The sequence below is a fragment of the Actinokineospora spheciospongiae genome, from assembly GCF_000564855.1.
GTDB classification, from domain to species: domain Bacteria; phylum Actinomycetota; class Actinomycetes; order Mycobacteriales; family Pseudonocardiaceae; genus Actinokineospora; species Actinokineospora spheciospongiae.
On record NZ_AYXG01000020.1, the window covers coordinates 14,449 to 28,625 of the forward strand.

General features: G+C 75.2%; 13 protein-coding genes. 10 read left to right on the forward strand and 3 right to left on the reverse strand.

The genetic code is table 11. The annotated features are described in order from the left end of the window. Positions 1-35: 35 nt before the first annotated feature. The 7 genes from UO65_RS02355 (at position 36) to UO65_RS32935 (ending at position 6,682) form a co-directional block, all read left to right on the forward strand. Positions 36-2,261, forward strand: coding sequence for a helix-turn-helix domain-containing protein (locus UO65_RS02355; RefSeq protein WP_035278282.1), 2,226 nt, complete (start codon positions 36-38; stop codon positions 2,259-2,261). 81 nt (positions 2,262-2,342) lie between these two features. Further along, the gene (locus UO65_RS35375) at positions 2,343-3,479 is read left to right on the forward strand and encodes a WXG100 family type VII secretion target (RefSeq protein WP_052020516.1); all 1,137 of its coding nucleotides are present in this window, start codon (positions 2,343-2,345) and stop codon (positions 3,477-3,479) included. After that, positions 3,469-3,813: a hypothetical protein gene (locus tag UO65_RS02365; protein WP_035278284.1), complete on the forward strand. Its 345-nt coding sequence runs from the start codon at positions 3,469-3,471 to the stop codon at positions 3,811-3,813. The genes UO65_RS35375 and UO65_RS02365 overlap by 11 nt, the downstream gene beginning before the upstream one ends. Beyond that, on the forward strand, positions 3,810-4,556 hold the full coding sequence (locus UO65_RS02370) for an ESX secretion-associated protein EspG (RefSeq protein WP_052020518.1): 747 nt from the start codon (positions 3,810-3,812) through the stop codon (positions 4,554-4,556). Before UO65_RS02365 ends, UO65_RS02370 begins: the two co-directional genes overlap by 4 nt. After that, the gene (locus UO65_RS02375) at positions 4,546-4,947 is read left to right on the forward strand and encodes a YbaB/EbfC family nucleoid-associated protein (protein ID WP_035278286.1); all 402 of its coding nucleotides are present in this window, start codon (positions 4,546-4,548) and stop codon (positions 4,945-4,947) included. Before UO65_RS02370 ends, UO65_RS02375 begins: the two co-directional genes overlap by 11 nt. Then, on the forward strand, positions 4,944-5,261 hold the full coding sequence (locus UO65_RS02380; RefSeq protein ID WP_052020520.1) for a type VII secretion target: 318 nt from the start codon (positions 4,944-4,946) through the stop codon (positions 5,259-5,261). The genes UO65_RS02375 and UO65_RS02380 overlap by 4 nt, the downstream gene beginning before the upstream one ends. Then, positions 5,261-6,682, forward strand: coding sequence for a WXG100 family type VII secretion target (locus UO65_RS32935; protein WP_052020523.1), 1,422 nt, complete (start codon positions 5,261-5,263; stop codon positions 6,680-6,682). The genes UO65_RS02380 and UO65_RS32935 overlap by 1 nt, the downstream gene beginning before the upstream one ends. A gap of 64 nt (positions 6,683-6,746) precedes the next feature. Here the strand turns inward: UO65_RS32935 and UO65_RS02390 are convergent, their stop codons facing one another. Beyond that, positions 6,747-7,664, reverse strand: coding sequence for a LysR family transcriptional regulator (locus tag UO65_RS02390; RefSeq protein ID WP_035278288.1), 918 nt, complete (start codon positions 7,662-7,664; stop codon positions 6,747-6,749). A gap of 72 nt (positions 7,665-7,736) precedes the next feature. On the opposite strand from UO65_RS02390, the gene dapA reads away from it, so the two are divergent. Next, positions 7,737-8,645 (forward strand): 4-hydroxy-tetrahydrodipicolinate synthase, encoded by a 909-nt coding sequence (gene dapA / locus UO65_RS02395; RefSeq protein WP_035278290.1) that lies wholly within the window; start codon positions 7,737-7,739, stop codon positions 8,643-8,645. Here the strand turns inward: dapA and UO65_RS02400 are convergent. Together UO65_RS02400 and UO65_RS02405 are read right to left on the reverse strand one after the other, a co-directional pair. Beyond that, positions 8,638-9,186: a vitamin K epoxide reductase family protein gene (locus tag UO65_RS02400; RefSeq protein ID WP_035278292.1), complete on the reverse strand. Its 549-nt coding sequence runs from the start codon at positions 9,184-9,186 to the stop codon at positions 8,638-8,640. The two genes, dapA and UO65_RS02400, sit on opposite strands and share 8 nt — an antisense overlap. Then, complete coding sequence (locus tag UO65_RS02405) at positions 9,183-9,911, reverse strand: DsbA family protein (protein ID WP_035278294.1); 729 nt, start codon at positions 9,909-9,911, stop codon at positions 9,183-9,185. Before UO65_RS02405 ends, UO65_RS02400 begins: the two co-directional genes overlap by 4 nt. 106 nt (positions 9,912-10,017) lie before the next feature. Here UO65_RS02405 and UO65_RS02410 point away from each other — a divergent pair, with 106 nt between their 5' ends. Together UO65_RS02410 and UO65_RS02415 are read left to right on the forward strand one after the other, a co-directional pair. Then, on the forward strand, positions 10,018-11,901 hold the full coding sequence (locus tag UO65_RS02410) for a cytochrome c oxidase assembly protein (protein ID WP_459166296.1): 1,884 nt from the start codon (positions 10,018-10,020) through the stop codon (positions 11,899-11,901). Between the two features lie 20 nt (positions 11,902-11,921). Further along, positions 11,922-14,162, forward strand: a complete 2,241-nt coding sequence (locus UO65_RS02415; protein ID WP_035278298.1) for a heavy metal translocating P-type ATPase — start codon at positions 11,922-11,924, stop codon at positions 14,160-14,162. The last annotated feature ends 15 nt before the right edge of the window (positions 14,163-14,177 follow it).

A 14,177-nucleotide genomic window follows, 5' to 3' on the forward strand; every position in this document is an offset into this window, starting at 1 on the left:
CGGGGTGACTGTCCGCGCCGGCTAGGGTGCGACCCGTGACGAGCCAGTTCAGCGCGCTGCTCCGACAGTTGCGGTTGCAGGCGGGGTTGACGCAGGAGGACCTGGCCCGGAACTCCGGTTTGTCGGTGCGGACCGTGCGCCGGTTGGAGACCGGTGAGCGGGCGAACCCGCAGGTGGGCACGGTGCGGTTGCTCGCAGACGCGCTGCGCCTCGAACCGGACCAGCGGGCCGGGATGCTGGCCGTCGCCGATGGTCGGGTGCCGGTGGGGGACGCCCCGCCGGAGCAGGTGCGGCCGTCCGAGCCGCCCGTGGTCGTGGGTGCCCCGCCGGAGTCGGCGTTCGAGCGCCTCCTGGCGGAGGCGGCCGACGACCTCGCGCACGCGGTCGGTGCGCGCCTGGGGCGGGAGGAGGAACTGCGGCGCATCCACGACCCGTTCCCGCTGCCGGTCCGTTGGCAGGCCGCACCCGAGGGCGTGATGGACCACTGGGAGAACATCCGCCGGGCCTCGCCAGGTGCCTCGGCCGGGCCGCTGGACCTGGCCGGGCGCCTGCCGGAGATCACCGAGGTGTACCGGCGCGTCCCGTCCGGGCGGCTGGTGGTGCTGGGTCGGGCGGGGTCGGGCAAGTCGGTGCTGGCCGCGCGGTTCGTCCTCGACGTGCTGGGCACCCGCGAGCGCGGGGAGGCCGTGCCGGTCGTGTTCGGCCTCGGGTCCTGGAACCCGACCACCACCGGTTTCCGCGACTGGCTCGCCGGGCAGCTCCTGCGCGACCATCCGGGGCTGGCTGCGGCCGGTCGCGACGAGGCCGACCTGGCGACCACGCTGGTCGAGGCCGGGCGCGTCCTGCCGGTGCTCGACGGGTTCGACGAACTCGCCGCGGGCCTGCACCGGGCCGCGCTCGACGCGCTCAACGCCACGACGCTGCCGCTGCTGGTGACCAGCCGCCCCGGTGAGTACGCGGCCGTGGCCGGGGCCGACGCGCTGACCGCCGCCGCGGCGGTCCGGCTGACCGACCTCACCGTGACCGACCTGATCGACTACCTGCCGCGCACCACGCGCAAGGACGGCGACGCGACCGCGTGGGACCCGGTCCTGGCCGAGCTGCGCGACCACCCCGGCCGCCCGGCCAGCGCGAACCTGCGCACCGTCCTGACCACCCCGCTGATGGTGGGCCTCGCCCGCGCCACCCACAGCGCCCCGGCCGGGCCCGACCCGTCGGTGCTGCTGGACACCGGGCGGTTCGGCAGCCAGCACGCGCTGGAGGACCACCTGCTCGGCAGCTTCATCCCCACGGTCTACCGCGACCCGGACACCCGGTGGGACCCGGAGCGGGTGCGCCACTGGCTCGGCCACCTCGCCCGGCACCTCGACCGGCTCGGCACCCACGACCTCGCCTGGTGGGAACTGGGCGCCAGCACCCGCCGCGGCCCGCGGATGGTGATCCTGGGCGCGCTGTCCGGCCTGGTCGTCGGGCTGGTCAGCGGGCTGTTGCTCTGGCTGGTCGGCTCGCCCGCTGCCGGGCGGGAGCCGGTGAACCCGCTGCTGATCGCGGTGGAGAACTGGGTCGGCTTCGGGTTGGCCTTCGCGTTCGGCCACGGCGTCGGGCTGGCGATCGAGGGCGGCCCGTTCGCGCCCGCGCGCATCCGGCTGCGCACCCGGGGCGGGTTCCGGCGGCTGCGGGCCCGGTTCGCGCCCAGGCTCCTGGCCGGGCTGGCGGGCGGTGTCGGCGCCGGGCTGATCCTGGGGCTGGGGAACGCGGCCGGGCACAACCCGCTGGGCATCGTCGGGTCCGGGTTCCCCGGCGGCCTCGCGACCGGCCTGGGCATGGGGGCGCTGACCGGCCTCGGCTGGGGCCTGCTGGCCGGGCTGGAGGCGCCGATGGACATCAGGTCCGCGGTGGGCCCCGCCGACCTGCTGCGCACCAACCGCAGGATGGTGGTGGGCGGGTTCCTCGGGTGGGGGCTCGTCCTCGGGGTCGCGCACGTGCTGATGGTCGCCCTCGCGGTCGGGCACCTCGACCCGGCCGCGCTGCCGTTCGACCTGATGATCGGTCCGCTGATCGGGCTCGCGATCAGCACCTGCGTCACCGCGTGGGGGCAGTGGCTGGTGTTCGCCAGGGTGTGGCTGCCGCTGACCGGGCGGCTGCCGTGGTCGGTGGCGGCCTTCCTCGACGACGCGTGCAGGCGCGGGGTGCTGCGCCAGGTCGGCGCGGTCCACCAGTTCCGGCACGCCCGCCTCCAAGCCCACCTGAGCAACACCTGACCTGCGGTTTTCCGCCTGCGGACATGGATGGCCGGTCGATGTCCTGGTGGGCGGGCCCGGGTTCGCGGCACCGTTGCGCCCGTGTTCGAAACTGTCGAGGACCTGGCGGGCGCGGTCACCTCGGTGCTGAGCCCGGGCGGACCGCTCGGGACGTTGGCCCGGACCCTGACCGACGCGCTGGACAGCGTGTGGGCGGAGTTCTTCGGGACCCCGGTCCCCCCGGGCGGCACCAACTGGAACGCCTACAGCCACGAGCAACTGCACCGGATGCTCTGGGAGGGCGCCGACGTCGGTGACGTCGGGGCGGTGGCCGCCGAGTGGGGGCGCCACGGCAGCGCGCTGACCGGGTTCGCCGACGCGCTGCGCCGCGAGGCGGACGCGCTGCGCGCCAACTGGCAGGGCCCGGCCGCCGGGCAGGCCGCCGACCGGCTCGCCGAGCTGTCGGACCGGGTGTGGAACGCGGGCGCCCGGGCGAGCACGGTCCAGAAGGCGGCCGACGACGCGGGCGCCGCGCTGGCCACCGCGCGCAACACCATGCCACCGCCGCCGCCCGACCCGATGACCCTGGTGACCAGCTCGGTCGGCGCCGGACCGCTGAACCCGCTGCACGCGGTGCTGATCGGCGGCGCCCGCATCTTCACCGCCGACGCCGTGGCCGGGGTCGCCAAGGCCCAGGCGGTGGGGGTCATGCGCAACTACGAGGCGAGCCTGAACCACAGCGGCACCCAGGTCGTGCCCGCGGGCTCCGGCGCCACCACGCCCAGGTCGTACGAGGTGAGCGGGGTGGCGGGGACGGGCGCGGAGGAGCCGGTGGGGTCCCCGGGCGCGACGAGCGCCGCGTCGGCCGTCGGCGCCGGGTCGTCGGTGGGCCGGGGCGGCACCGGTGGCGTGCCGTGGTCCCGGCTGGTCGGCGGCACCCCGCCCGGCTCCGGTGCGGGCGGGCTGCCCGACCCGGGCCGGACGGCCGGTGTCGGCCCGGTGCAGGGCCTGCTGGCCGCCGAGCGGGCGGCGCCGGCCGACGCCGCCGCCAAGCGCGCGGCGGGCATCGGCGGCCTCATGGCCCCGCCCATGGGCGCGCGGCCCGCCAACGGCGACCAGGAGAAGGACCACCGCACCCGCCTGCCGAACGTGGACACCGGGCTGTTCGCGCTGGACCAGCGCGCCAGTGGTCCCGTGATCGGCGGCGCCGCAGACAAGGAGCAGGACAGTGGTCTCTAGGAAGCCGACCCAACCCGGCATCGAGGTCCTGACCGACACGCTGATCGGGCAGGTCAGGTCGCTGGTCGACATCGGCGACCAGACCGGCGGCCTGGTGGCCTCGGCCGGGCGGCTGGCCGAGCGCAGGCCGCTGCTGGGCACCTCGCCGCCCGCGCTGCACCTGGCGGCGCGGCTGCGCGAGGCGGCCGGGCCCACCGGGCTGACCGGCGAGGTCAGCGCCGCCGACGGCGAACTGGCCGGCTACCACCGGGCACTGAACGACACCGTGGGCCGCTACCAGGACGACGAGCGGGAGATCGCCTGGCGGTTCACCAGCCGGGAGACGGACAGGTGAGCGCCGCGCCCGCGACCCGCGCGGCCGCCGGGGTGGACTTCGGGCTGGTGGAGCTGGACCTGCTCGCCACCCACGCCGGTGCGCGGTTCCCGTTCCCGCTGCGGGTGCCGGAGTTCGGCCGGATCGCCGGGGAGCGGGAGGTGCTGCTGGCCGCCGCGGGGGTGACCCTGCGCTCGCGCGGGCTGGCGGGCGAGCGCGGGCCGCTCGGCATCGCGGCCGAGGTGGTCACCGCGCTGCGCCGGTACCGGGGCACGGTCGACCTGGTGCTGGCGGGCCCGGACGGGGCGGTCGGCGTCGTCGGCGTGGTCTACCGGTCCTGGGCGCTGATCTGCGCCCAGCGGTTCACCGGCGATCCGGCGACGAACGGGGTGCGCGTCCGGCGGGTCGCGCAGAACACCCTGGCCGAGGAGCTGCTGCGGCTCGTGCCCGAGGCGGAGGCCGCCGTGACCATGCCGATCACGGTCCCGCCGGACGGCGCCGACCCCGCCGCGCTCGACGAACTCGGCCTGCTGCTGCCCGAGCTGACCGGTGCGGGCCAGCTCGGCGCGAACCGCCGCGCACCGCTGCCCGCCACCGCCAGGGCAGGCACCGAACTGTCCTGGTTGGACGGACCACGCGGCCGGGTGCGGGTCGACCGCGCCGAGGACGGGTGGAGCAGCGTCAACTCGTTGCGGCACAGCGACCTGGGCCTCGCGCTCACCGCCTGTGCCACGATCGCCGGAAGGGAAGACGATGGGTCCTGAAGAGTGGCTCGCGCAGTACGACAAGCGCCTGACCGAGGTGGCCGCGCGCGCCGAGGAGGCCGACGCGCGCCTGCGCGGGGTCGGCGCCACGGCGGCCTCGCCGCGCGGTGAGGTCCGGGTGAGGGTCGGCGCGGGCGGCGTCCTGGAGGACCTCACCCTCACGCCCTCGGCCCGCACGCTCGAATCCGACGAGCTGGCGCGGCTGATCCTCGACACCACGCGCAAGGCCCGGCACGCGGCGAGCGCGCAGATCGCCCGGATCTCCGAGGAGTGCTTCGGCGAGGGCCCCGCGCTGGAGGTCATCAAGCAGCACCTGCCCGCGGGCGCGCGCCCGACCGGCGACCGCGACGACGACGACTACTTCGCCAACCCGCCGGAGATCACCCGATGACCGAGAACCCGATGACCCGGTTCGACGTCCGCGCCGACCAGTTGCACGGGCACGCCCGCAGCGTCGACGACGTCGCCGACCGCCTCTCGGCCATCGGCGGCGGGCTGCCCAGCGGCCTGGCCGACCTCGCCCTCGGCCTGTTCGCCCAGTTCCTTGCCACCGGCCTGCAAGGCGCCATGACCCGGACCGCCAACACCATCACCAGCGCGTCGTCCTCGGCCGCCGAGGTGGGCGCCGGGGTCACCCGCACCGCGGCCGACTACCAGCACACCGACGAGGACAACTCCTCCGCGCTGACCCGGGAGTACCCCTGATGCCCGACACCGACACCGCCCGGATGGTCACCGAGCTGCAGGCGACCGACGCCGCCGTGCGCGCCAAGGGGTGGGTCGCCCCCGGCCTCGGCGTGCCGGGCGCCCCACTGGGCCTGCTGGAGACGGCGTTCAACCCGCTCGGCGGCCTCGCCGCGGCGGGCCTGGGCTGGTTCATGCCGCTCGTGTCGTTCCTCGGCGAGGGCCTGACCCAGCTCCAGGGCGGCAACGGCAGCTCGGTCTCCGCAGGCTCCCGGGACTTCGGCGACGCCGGGCAGAGCATCGGCGGGGTGGCCGAGGAGTACCGGCAGTCGGCCACCACCCAGACCGCGGGCTGGACCGGGGCGGCCGCCGACGAGTACCGGCAGGCCGCGAACCAGCACGCCGACGGCATCGCGGGCCTGGGCGAGGCGAGCACCGGGGTGGGCAGCGCGATCATCGGCGCGGGCCAGGTCGTGGCCCAGGCCATCGCCGAGGTCACCGAGCTGATCGCCGAGGCCGTCGCGCAGATCGTCCCCATCCTGACCCAGGCCATCGCCAGGGCCGGGGAGACCTTCGGCCAGAGCGTCGTGGAGGCCATCCCGCCGTGCGTGGGGATCGCGGTGGAGTACGCGCTGCGCATCGCCGCGAAGCTGGCGGCGCTGGTGGCCAGCGGGGAGAACCTGATGAAGCTGGTGCAGGGCGGCATGGCCGTCGTGGAGCTGATCGAGCAGGCGCTGTCGGGCATCAGCGGGCAGAGCGTCAGCGCCGAGAACCAGGCGGCGGTCGGCGGCGGTCAGCAGGGGGGAAGCGGAGCCGCGAGCACCGCCGACGCCGTGGAGGAGGCAGCCGGGACCGGGAACACCGCAGGCAGCAACGCATCTGCGGCCCAGAAGTCTTCGCCCGGTGGCGGTGCTCCCTCGTTCGAGGGCGCGACCGCGCCGAGCGGGGCACCCGCGCCGGGTGGCTCGTTCGCCCCGATCGACGCGCCCGCGCCGAGCCGGGTGTCCATGCCGAGCGCCCTGGGCGCCTCGCCGGACTCCACCACCCGGCTGTCGGGCCTGGTCCCGCCGCCCCACAGCGGCGTCCCGGCGACCTCCGGCCCGGCAGCCCACGGCGGCGGGGTGTCCACTGGCGGGGCGGGGGTGCCCACCACCGCCCTCAGCGGTGGCGTTCCGCTGGGCGCCAACGGTTCGACCCCCGTTCCCGGTGCCCGGGTCGGCACCGGGCGCGACACCGGTACCGCCCGCCCGGAGAACAGGCAGCAGCCGGTGCGGGCCCCCGGAGCCGGTGGTGGCACGCCGGGCACCACTCCGATGGGTGCTGTGGGCGGGGCCAGGCCCGCCGGTGAGCCCGACAAGGAGCACCAGCGCAAGTACACCGTGGTCCAGGAGCACGAGGAGGCCCTGAGGGTCGCACCCCAGGTCATCACCGGGTCGGACTAGCGCACCGGGCCGGGGGAGTCCTCCATGCCCCGGAGCTCCCCCGGACCATGTCCACTGAGGACGTTCAACGGGGAGCGTCGTCGGGGTGCGCGCGGGGAGCCAGCTCGGTGAGCACCGCCCGGATTGCCGGGCTGGCACCCGCGCTGCGCCGCCAGGTCGCGTGCACCTCGCGCTTCGGCGGTCGCCGCAGCGGTCGGGACACGAGCCCTTCCCCCAGCGGCGGGCGGGCGACGCGGGGGATCAGGGCGAGGACCCGGTCCGAGGCGACCAGCGACAACTGGGTGGAGAAGTCGTCGACCAGGTGGCGCACGTCGGGGTCTTCCGGCGCGTCCGCGAACAGCCGCCGGAACCACTGGTGGCACACCGTGCCGGGCGGGCTGGTCACCCACGGGTGGCCCGTCAGGTCGGCGCTGGTCAGTGGCCGGTCGAGCCGCGCGAGCGGGTGCGCCCGTCCCATCACGACGTCGCCGACGTCGGTGTGGACGTGGCGCCGGGTCACCGACGCGGGCAGCGGGGCGGGCAGCCCGTCGGCGTCGTGGACCAGGGCGAGGTCGGCGGTCCCGGCGTCGACGGCGCGCAGGGCCTGGTCGGGGTCCTGCTCGGTGATGTGCACGCGCAGGTCCGGGCAGCGCGCCGAGAGCCGGGGGAGGACCGGCGCGAGCAGCCCGCGGATGGCCGTCGAGAAGGCGGCCACGCGGAGATTGCCGCGCGCCGCGCCCTCCGCGACCGACCGGCCCGCCTCGGCGCAGCGCTCCAGCGCCTGGAACACCTCCGGGGTGGCCTCGACGACGGCCCGACCGGCCGGGGTGAGCACGACCCCGCGCCCCGCCGGGGCGAGCACGGGCACCCCGACCTGCTGTTCCAGCCTCTTGATCTGCTGCGACACCGCCGAGGCGGTGAACCCGAGTTCGTCGGCCGCCCGCGCCAGCGTCCCGAGGGCGGCCACCGACCGCAACGCCCGCAGCGCGCCGATTTCGATCATGAAGCCAGGCTACGCGGTACCGGTGAAAAAGCATCGCTGGAGCGCGGGTGTCGACGCGGGCACGATCGCGGCATGACCACCGCGCGACACCCGGCCGAACTGCTCTTCGGCACCAACCTGGTCGCCATGGTGACCCCCATGCGACCCGACGGCGCGATCAGTGAGCCGGGGCTCGCCCGCCTCGTCGACCACCTGCTGGGCACGGGGTGCGACGGCATCGTCGTCGCCGGGACCACCGGCGAGGCGCCCACCCTGACCGACGCCGAGACAGCCGACCTGATCCGCGCCGTGGCGGCCCGGGTGGGAGGCCGGGCCCGGGTGATCGCCGGGGTCGGCACCAACGACACCGCCACCAGCACCCGCCGGGCCCGCCAGGCCGAGGCCGCCGGGGCCGACGCCCTGCTGCTCGTCTGCCCCTACTACTCCAGGCCGACCCAGGCCGGGATCGTGGCGCACTGCCTGGCGGTGGCCGACGCCACCGGACTGCCCGTGATGCTCTACGACGTCCCCGCGCGCACGGGCACCGCCATGGCCGCCGCCACGCTGGTCGAACTCGCCCGCCACCCCCGCATCCGCGCGGTCAAGGACGCCAAGGGCGACCTGTTCGAGGCGATGTCCGTTCTGGCGGACACCACCCTGGCCTACTACTGCGGCATCGACGAACTGAACCTGCCCCACCTGGCGTGCGGCGCCACCGGCGTGGTCAGCGTCGTGGGCAACGTCGCCGCCGACCGCAACGCCGGGTTGATCCGCGCCGTCCGCGACGGCGACCTCGACGCGGCACGGGCGATCCAGGTCTCCCTGCTCCCGCTGACCGACGCCGTCATGCGGACCTCCCAGGGGGCCGCCATGGCCAAGGCGGCGCTGGCCGACCTCGGGATCATCCCGCACGCGGCGGTGCGCCCCCCGCTGCTGCAACCACCGGCCGAGGACCGCCTGCGGCTGGCGGACGCCCTGGCTGCGGAGTCGGGGGTCAGTTGAACAGGCTGGTCCAGTAGTCCCAGAAGGCGATCAGCACGAGGATCACGATCACCACGTACCACAGCGCCAGGACCGCGCTGTGGACGGTGCGCAGCGGTGCGAGCACGGGCCAGGTGTCCAGGGCGGTGTACCAGAACAGCGGGATCATCACGATCCACACGACGAGGCAGTACGGGCACAGCGCGTGGATGTCGTACAGGCTGGAGGCGATGAGCCAGTGCACGAACACCACACCGAACGTGGTGCCGACCGCGAGCCCGACCCGGTACCAGCGCGGCGGGTCGAACCCCGCGAGCCCCGCCACCCCGGTGGTGACGACGACGGCGAAGGCGGCGATGCCGATGAGCGGGTTGGGGAAGCCGAACACCCCGGCCTGGGCGCTGTCCATCACCGACCCGCAGGAGATGACCGGGTTCAGCGAGCAGATCGGCACGTAGGTGGGGTCGCCGAGCTTGGCGATCTTCTCCAGCGTCAGCGCGATCGCGGCGGCGAGGCCGAGGCCGCCGCCGACGGTGTAGAGCCAGGCCAGTGCGCGGCTCATCCGGCGAGCCCCGCGTCGATCGCCGCGCGCAGCTCCCGGTCGACCTCGCCCGCGGTGCTGCCCTGCGGGTCGAACTTCTCGCCGTTGATGAAGAACGTGGGCGTGCTGTCCACACCGAGCTTCGTGCCGTCGGCGACGCCCTGGTCGATGATCGCCTGCACCTCCGGGGAGGCCACGTCCGCGCGGAACCGGTCCAGGTCGAGCCCGGCCGCGGTGGCGAACTCCTCGAACCTGGCGGTGGCCCGGGGGAGGTCGTCGCTCATGGACTTCCCGTCCTCGGTCAGCGCCCAGGACGCGTACCCGTCGTAAAGGGCGTGGTACATCTGCGCGTACTTGCCCTGCTTGCCCGCGGCCTCGGCGGCGCGGGCGGCGGGGACGGCGAGCGGGTGGCTCTGGAGCGGGAAGTTCCGGGGGACGAAGGTGAACCGCCCCGCGTAGTCCTTCTCCAGCTCCTTGGTGATGTTCGCGTAGAACGAGGCGCAGGCGGGGCACTGGAAGTCCAGGAACTCCACCACGGTCACCTTGTCATCGGCCACCTGGGACAGTGTGTGGCTCCCCGCGGGGCGCAGGGTCTCGTTCGACCCGCCGCCGCTGTCGTCGGATCGGTTCGCGAGCAGCACGATCCCGATCACCGCGATGGCGACCACGACGACGGCGGCGGTCAGGATCACGTTCAGGGACACGCCGCGGCGCGCGGTCACCGGATTGCGGGTCTTGCTCGGCATGGGGGTGGGTCACCTTCGATAGGGGTGGGGTTCTCATCGAGTGAGTCGGATGGGAACCGGAGTAGTTCCGGGAACCATTCACCCTTTCCGGGCGACTCATGTGGGTGTGAGGGTGGACAGGGCCGTCGTCGTTTCGGCCTGCGCCGGTGCGGTGCTGAGTGCGGCTGTGGTGCTCGCCGCAGGTGACGTGTACGCGCTGCTGGGCGACAGCGACCCAGGGCGGTCCGCGGCGCTGCTGTTCGGCGTGCTCCGGTTCGTCGCCGACGCGGCCGGTGTGGTCGTGGTGGGGGCGCTGGCCTTCGCCGCGTTCGTCGTGCCCGCGCGCCGGGGGGCGGTGCTGACCGCCGACGCCTTCGGCGCCACGCGGATCGCCGCCGCGGCGGCCCCGGTGTGGGTGCTCGCCGCGCTCGGGTCGGTGCCGCTCTCGGCCGCCGATGCCACCGGGCAGTCCCCGGGGGTGGTGTGGCGCAACCTGGCGGCGCTCGTGGCCGCCACCGAGGAGCCGAAGGCGTGGCTGGGCGTGGCCGCCGTCGCCGCAGTGGTGGCGGTGGGGGTCAGGATGACGCTGACCTGGTCGACGACCGTCCTGTGGTTCGGGGTCGCGCTGGTGGGGCTGCTGCCGCCGGTGGTGGTGGGGCACGTGTCCGTCGGCGCCTGGCACGACCTGGCGACCGACGCGATGGTCTGGCACATCCCGGCCGCCTCGGTGTGGGTCGGGGCGCTCGTCGCCCTGCGCTCGCACCTGCGGCGCCGGGGTTCCGCGGACCGCGGGCAGGTGGTGCGCCGCTACCACCGGCTGACCGCGGTGTGCCTGGTGGTGCTGGTCCTCAGCGGAGCGGTGCCCGGTCTCGTCCTCTCCCGTGGGCAGTTCTCCGGTTACGCGGCGCTGCTGCTGGTCAAGGTCGCCGTGTGCGCCCTCGTCGTCGTCGGGCGCCGCCTGCTCGGTTCCCGGTGGCCCCTCCCCGTGGAACTGGTCGCGCTCGGCGTGGCCCTGGGCGCCTCGATCGGACTCGGCCACCTGGTGCCGCCCGCGTTCACCGGCCGGTCCGCCTCCGTGCACGAGACGATCCTGGGGTACGGGCTGACCGCGCCCCCGACCGCGGCGGGCCTGCTGTCCGGCGCGCGCCCGGACCTGCTGCTCGGTCTCGGCGCGGTGCTGCTGGCCGCCGCCTACCTCGCCGGGGTGCGGGTCCTGCGCCGCCGGGGGCACCGCTGGGCCCCCGGCCGGACCGCCGCGTGGCTGGCCGGGTGCGCGGTGGTCGTCGTGGCGACCTCCTCCGGGGTCGGCAGGTACGCGCCGGGGACGTTCAGCCTGCACATGGTGGCCCACATGTCGCTGAACATGTTCGGCCCCGTGCTCCTGGTCCTGGGTGGACCGATCACCCTGGCCCTGCGCACGCTCCCACCCGGTCTGCGGGCCTGGCTGGTGGCCCTCACCCACTCCAGGGCCTCGCGGCTCGTCGCGCACCCGGCTGTCGCCTCGGTCGTGTTCGTCGCGTCCTACTACCTGCTGTACTTCTCGGACCTGTTCGGCGCGGCCATGCCGTACCACTGGGCGCACCAGGTGATGAACCTGCACTTCCTGCTGTCGGGCTGCGTGTTCTTCTGGCTCGTCATCGGCGTCGACCGGCCCCCGCGCCCGCTGCCGCACCTGGCCAGGCTCGGGATGCTGTTCGCGGTCATGCCCTTCCACGCGTTCTTCGGCGTCATCCTGATGAACTCCTCGACGGTGATCGCCGAGACGTACTACCGCTACCTGTCCCTGCCGTGGGTGCCCGACCTGCTCGCCGACCAGCGCCTCGGCGGCGCCGTCGCCTGGGCCGCGGGGGAGATCCCGATGCTGGTGGTCGTCATCGCGCTGCTGCGCCAGTGGGCGGCGGCCGACCGGCGCGAGGCCACCCGCACCGACCGCCACCTCGACGCGGGCCGCGACGACCGGCTCGACGCCTACAACGCCATGCTCGCCGACCTCGCCGGGCGACGGCACTGACCAGCTCCGGGAAGCAGACGATGACCTCAGGACCGACCGGCGCACCGGTCGAACTGGCCGTGTCCGGCATGACCTGCGCCGCGTGCGCGTCCCGCGTCGAGCGCAAGCTCAACAAGCTCGCCGGGGTCCGCGCCTCGGTCAACTACGCCACCGAGCGCGCCGTCGTCCACGTGCCCCCGGGCCTCGGCGACGGCGACGTCATCGACACCATCCGCAAGGCGGGCTACGACGCGCGGGTCCGCCCCCGGGCCGAGGACGACCGCGCCGCGCACACCGCCGCGATCACCGACCTGCGGCGCAGGCTGCTCGTGGCCGCGCTGCTGGCGATCCCGCTGGGCAACCTGTCGATCACCCTCGCCCTGGTGCCCGGCCTGCGCTTCCCCGGCTGGGAAGCCCTGTGCGTGCTGCTGGCGCTGCCCGTGGTCGCCTACTCCGCCTGGCCCTTCCACCGGGCGGCGCTGCGCAACCTGCGGCACGGTTCGTCCAGTATGGACACCCTGGTCTCCCTGGGGGTGCTGGCGTCCTTCGGTTGGGCCGCGTGGTCGTCGTTCGCGGGCGGCTCCGCCCCCGGCCACTGGCTGGGCTTCGGCACCACCGCGGCGGGCGCCGACGCGGTCTACCTGGACGTCGCGGCCGGGGTCACCACCTTCCTGCTGGCCGGGCGCTACTTCGAGAACCGGTCCCGGCGCAGCGCGGTCGACCTGCTCACCGCCCTCGCCGGGCTGGCCGTCAAGGACGCCCGCGTGCTCCGCGACGGTGTGGAGCACGTGGTGCCCGCCGTCGAACTGCGGGTCGGCGACGTCGTGGTGGTCCGGCCCGGCGAGGGCATCCCGGTGGACGGCGAGGTGGTCGACGGCTGCTCCGCGGTCGACGCGAGCGCCGTCACCGGCGAGTCCGTCCCCGCCGAGGTCACCCCGGGGGACCGGGTGGTGGGGGCGACGGTCAACACGACCGGGCGGCTCGTCGTCCGCGCCACCGGCGTCGGCGCCCACACCCAGCTCGCCCAGATGAGCGCCCTGGTCGAGGAGGCGGCGCAGCGCAAGGCGTCGGTGCAGCGCCTGGTCGACCGGGTGTGCGCGGTGTTCGTCCCGGTCGTGCTGGCCGTGGCGCTGATCACCCTGCTCGGGTGGCTGGCCACTGGCAACGGCGCGCGGGAGGCGTTCACCGCGGCGGTGTCGGTGCTGATCATCGCCTGCCCGTGCGCGCTGGGGCTGGCGACGCCGACGGCCCTGATGGTCGGCGTGGCCAGGGCCGCCCAGCTCGGCATCCTGATCAAGGGCCCGGACGCGCTGGAAGCGACCCGCATGGTCGACACCGTGGTCCTCGACAAGACGGGGACCGTCACCACCGGCCGCATGGCCGTGGTCGACACCGCGTCCTTCACCGGGGCACCCGAGGCGGACGTCCTGCGCCGGGCGGGCGCGGTGGAGGCGGCCTCGGAACACCCGGTCGCCGCGGCGATCACCGCCGCGGCGGGCGACCCGCCCGCCGCCGTGACCGGGTTCGAGGCGCTGGTCGGCGCCGGGGCCCGCGGGGTCGTGGGCGGTGTGCGGATCACGGTCGGCACCGCCGCGCTCATGGCCGAATCCGGCATCACCATCCCACCCGCGGCCCACCGGTGGCTCGGCACCACCGGTCCCGCCACCGCCGTCCTGGTCGCCGAGGGGGGTGCCGTCACCGGCGGGATCGCGGTCCGCGACACCGTCAAGCCCACCGCTGCCGCCGCCGTGGCCGACCTGCACCGCCTCGGGCTCCGCACCGTCCTGCTCACCGGCGACAACGAGGTGGTCGCCCGCGCCGTCGCCGCCGAGGTCGGCATCCCCGAGGTCCTGGCCGAGGTCCGCCCGGTCGACAAGGTCGCCGCCGTGCGGGAACTGCGCGCGGCCGGGCACCGGGTCGCCGTGGTCGGCGACGGCGTCAACGACGGCCCGGCCCTGGCCGCCGCCGACCTCGGCCTGGCCATGGCCCGCGGCAGCGACATCGCCACCCACGCCGCCGACGTCGTCCTGGTCCGCGACGACCTCACCGCCGTCCCCGAGGCCATCGCCCTGGCCAACCGCACCCTCACCACCATCCGCGGCAACCTCGCCTGGGCCTTCGGCTACAACGTCGCCGCCATCCCCCTGGCCGCCCTCGGCCTCCTGAACCCCCTCATCGCGGGCGCCGCCATGTCCCTGTCGTCGGTGCTGGTGGTCTCCAACAGCCTGCGCCTGCGCAACCACCGCCCGTCCCGGTCGCGGTCGGACCGGCCGCGAGTGTAGGTTGATCGCCTTCGA